The organism is Bacillus thermotolerans (assembly GCF_000812025.2).
In the GTDB taxonomy this organism is placed as follows: domain Bacteria; phylum Bacillota; class Bacilli; order Bacillales; family Domibacillaceae; genus Quasibacillus; species Quasibacillus thermotolerans.
Genome location: NZ_JWJE02000091.1, coordinates 1 through 3,626 on the forward strand (window position 1 = coordinate 1; position 3,626 = coordinate 3,626).

The window sequence follows — 3,626 nt, forward strand, 5'->3', positions numbered from 1 at the left end:
GCTGCGGCGTCGGGTACTGTTTTTTAACAGTAATGGAGGGACAGTAAGCCCTGGGAACAGCCAGGCAAGTCCTGATGAAGCAGGAATTCTACGACGACAAGTCTTAGGGTTTTACTGCCCGAAAGGGCAATAGAATCCCGCGACTTTAGTCGTGGGAGGTTCAAACGGACCAGGTGAGGTAACGTGAACGGTAAATGTGTGCGTGCCTTTTTCTAAGTATTGCTGATCCCACTCCTGGAGCTCAAACGCGCGGATATGCGTCGTGTTCTTCACTTCAATGTCACCGCTGGACTGTCCATTTGAATAATCAATTCTCACCGTGCCAGCTGGGGAAGCATTGGCGGATACACGCCCTGAAATGGTGTACACACCGGATTTTGGAATGGTCACTTCATATTTCGCCCATTCACCCTCCTGATGATCCTCCACGACAATCGCCCCGTCCGTATCACCAACATCTACCCAGTCTTTACCCGGCAGGTAGTCCTCAGCCTGGACACGGACGGTCCGGTTTCCTTTCTGTGCTTCCCAAAATTTCATGTGGCCGCCGTCGCGCCAGTAGTCCATCGCTTCCAAGTTGTCCGTTTGCAGGATGGTTGCCCGCAGATCCGTTAGAGCTTGCCATCCAAGCTCAACATCCCTTAGTGAAGACTCATCTGTATAGGTGGAGGCAAGCCCGTACCACATCGTGTTGATGAACACTCTGCTGTTTTTCTGAATCTGTTCGATCTTGTCCGGCTGAATTTGCGGATCGGACAGCTGGTCAAATACGACCTCGTAGGCCACCGGCTGGCGTCCCGGGAAGGTGTCCACCACATCGGCCGTGGCATCATTAATAATGTGCATATATAAAATCTCTGGATCCTTTGCCATAAAGGCGGCTGCTTCCTCTACATTCGGGCTGCCTTTAAACAGGGCATGGTCCACCGTACCGGTCTTCACAAGCACGTCATACATTTCTTCACGGATGGACCAGCCTTTATCCAGGTTGACGATCGCGCGGCCTTTGACGGCACGCATAGCTTCTTCAAGCGTCGGGATCGAGTGATCCGTGAGTGCGGCACCTTCTCCGCCAAGGCCTTCTTTAAGACGAAGCTTTTTAATCTCAGCCAGCGTGTAATCACTGACTTTACCTGTTCCGTTCGTTGTACGGTCCACGGTCGTATCATGCATCAAGACAGGTACACCATCAGCCGTGAGCCGCACATCGATTTCCACAATTTCCGCGCTCCGTCTCTGATCGCCTCATCAATGGCCATCAAAGAGTTTTCCGGATAATCACGCCACTGTCCCCGGTGGGCCGTAATCATGAGGGGCGCGTTTTTGCGGTGATCCAGCAGCATCGGATGGATCTGTTTGAATGATGGGCTTTGTTGATGAACAGACGAAGCCGCCGGGACAGGTGCCGCGCTGGTCTGCTCGGTGATTCCTCCACTCGCGATGGCCGCAGCCTCAAAGCTGAGTAAACAGGCTTTTCTCAGTTTCATCATAATCCTCCTTTACACGTTCATACCGATGAGTTATGTAGGCTGATTCTTCTGAGTCACCTATTCTATTAAATAGGTGACTGCACACATTCACTATAATTTTCCCAGGCAGGGCATACAATATCGTCGGGGCAGATTTAACAATATTTACCGATTTTTTATAAAACCACCACCTTTCTTTTCATGGTCTTTACATAATCGTCAGATACATATCCAGCTGTCGTTCTTTGTGACAAATCAGTCCCATTAGAGAACAGGCTACACGTCCATTTCCAGTTCCAGTCCTTATAAAAAATGCAAGAATATAACCCCAAATCTTTTTTATGAAAAGCCAAAAAATTATATATCTTCCTTCTTGCGGATCGATTATAATAGATTCAGATTTACTAGATTAGACAATTTAATAGAAAAGAGGAAGAATCATGAAAGTGTTCCGGATCTTGTTGGCTGTATTGTTGTTAGGCAGTTTGCTTCCTGTTTCACCAGCTTCGGCAGATGTAAAATCGACGGATGATTATTATATTTGGGATATCGGTCCAGATTACCGGTTTTACGAGGAGATTGAACGTTTTGTTTACAGCGGCATAATCGATGGGTATGTCGTATCGGAAGTAGAGGAGGAGGACGGGGAAGTCTATGAATATTCCTATGTAGAAGTCCGTCCGAATGAACAAGTCACACGGGCGCAATTTACCAAGATTCTGGTGAACGCGCTGTCTTTGAAAGAAGGAGCGAACACGAAGGCGTTTCCGGACGTGAACCCGGCTAAATGGCATAACGAGTTCATTCGTATCGCCAGCAGCCAAGGAATTATCAGCGGCCGTGAGGATGGCAAGTTCTATCCGGATCAATATATTACTCGTGACGAAATGGCGATGATGATCTACCGCGCCTTTAAAGATACTGTTACATTCCAGCCGTCCACTCGTACATTTAAAGATGTACCAGCCTCCAGCAAGGCGTATGAAGCTGTGAACAAGCTGACAGCGAACGGCATTATTCAAGGGTACGAGGATCAAACCTTCAAGCCAGGAAACCGCGCGACACGCGGCCAGGCGATTGCGATCATGGACCGTGCGCTTCACCAGCAGACAGGCTCTGTAACAGATATGCATGCGGTGACAGACGTCGTGAACCGCAACATTCAGGAAGAGCAGCGTTTGATGAAAGAACAAGACACCGCGGCATTAGAGACGCTGTATCATGACACAGCGACAGGCTACTATTTATCCCTCGCGCTTGAAAGCCTGGAATTGACGGGCGATATGGATGAGTTAGATGGCACTCTTTCCATCACACCTATCAGCACTCACTCTCTTGACCTCATAAAGGTCCGAAAGAATCTGGCCGAAGTGCGCATCGATGATTTAGTATATGAAGTCTCTTTCACTTCACCAGAGCTGGCATTTACGATCAAAGTGAATGCTTCGGGAACCGCTTATTTGAAGAAAGAGGCTGATGGCAAGTGGAAGATTTATAACATGGTATTAGATGAAGAACTGGAAGATGAAGAAGAGTGGGAAGCAGAAATTTCTGCAGCTGCGAATAAAAAATAACTGAATGAACCAAGGTGACCACTGCTATCAAGCGGTGGTCATTTTGTTAATAGAAGGCCTTAGCGGCCGCCAGTTGCTAACAGGCATGATATACTGCCAATATGCAGATACATATGTTCCATGAACTATCAATCAACAGGGAGGCCTTAGTCATGCAATACATCGTCACCGCTTATGACGGCACGGATGAACACGCGTTAGACCGAAGATTAGCCGCGCGAGAAGCGCATTTAAAATCGGTGGAGAAAAGGGTACAGGAAGGCCAGCATTTATACGGCGCCGCCTTGCTGGATGAAGGAGGCCGCATGATCGGTTCGGTCATGGTCGTCGACTTTCCTTCAAGAGAAGAGCTCGACCAGTGGCTGGAGGTGGAGCCTTATGTCACAGAAAAAGTATGGCAGAAAATCGACATACAGCCATGCCGGGTGGCTCCTCTATTCATGGACCTGTACGGTTCGAGCGATAAATAAAAAGAGAGAGGCTTCAATAATGTGAACTGAACCCCGAATAGTAGACACTTTAAAAAAAGTGGACCTATTCGGGGTTTTTCTATTTTTCTTAGCTTAAAACCCCGTTATACTAA

Annotated in this window: 4 protein-coding genes; 2 read left to right on the plus strand and 2 right to left on the minus strand. The window is 48.0% G+C overall.

Annotated features, from left to right (window positions below):
- Nucleotides 1–111 precede the first annotated feature (111 nt).
- Together QY97_RS18565 and QY97_RS19725 are read right to left on the minus strand one after the other, a co-directional pair.
- A complete protein-coding gene (locus tag QY97_RS18565) occupies nt 112–1,218 on the minus strand; it encodes a glycerophosphodiester phosphodiesterase family protein (protein ID WP_083965924.1) in 1,107 nt (368 codons plus the stop codon).
- Nucleotides 1,173–1,487: a hypothetical protein gene (locus tag QY97_RS19725; protein WP_052729021.1), complete on the minus strand. Its 315-nt coding sequence runs from the start codon at nt 1,485–1,487 to the stop codon at nt 1,173–1,175. The genes QY97_RS18565 and QY97_RS19725 overlap by 46 nt, the downstream gene beginning before the upstream one ends.
- A 422-nt stretch (nt 1,488–1,909) precedes the next feature.
- Here QY97_RS19725 and QY97_RS18570 point away from each other — a divergent pair, with 422 nt between their 5' ends.
- Both QY97_RS18570 and QY97_RS18575 read left to right on the plus strand, forming a co-directional pair.
- On the plus strand, nt 1,910–3,043 hold the full coding sequence (locus QY97_RS18570) for an S-layer homology domain-containing protein (protein WP_039231357.1): 1,134 nt from the start codon (nt 1,910–1,912) through the stop codon (nt 3,041–3,043).
- A gap of 152 nt (nt 3,044–3,195) precedes the next feature.
- Nucleotides 3,196–3,513, plus strand: a complete 318-nt coding sequence (locus QY97_RS18575) for a YciI family protein (protein WP_039231361.1) — start codon at nt 3,196–3,198, stop codon at nt 3,511–3,513.
- Nucleotides 3,514–3,626: the final 113 nt, after the last annotated feature.